This window comes from Paraburkholderia sp. J41, assembly GCF_905220235.1.
GTDB lineage: Bacteria > Pseudomonadota > Gammaproteobacteria > Burkholderiales > Burkholderiaceae > Paraburkholderia.
The window spans coordinates 1-216 of the sequence record NZ_CAJMZE010000126.1 but is presented as its reverse complement, the minus strand read 5'-3'; the positions used below and the strand labels follow the sequence as shown (position 1 = coordinate 216).

The 216-nt window shown below is 63.9% G+C and carries 1 pseudogene; it reads left to right on the top strand.

From position 1 onward, the window contains the following. Positions 1-216: pseudogene (locus U5805_RS31730) on the top strand (peptide ABC transporter permease); the annotation flags it as partial.

Below are 216 nucleotides of genomic sequence, written 5' to 3'. Positions count from 1 at the left end.
ACGTTCAACAACGCAGGCGACGCGTTCACGTCGATCAACGGCAGCATCACGAACATCAACGGCACGATGGCTGACGCCGTGATGTACGACTCGTCGGCGCATACGTCGGTGACGCTGGGCGGCTCGGGTGCGAGCGCGGTGGCGCTGCACAACGTGGCCAACGGTCTCGTGAACGCATCGAGCCGCGACGCGGTGAACGGTTCGCAGCTGTACAAC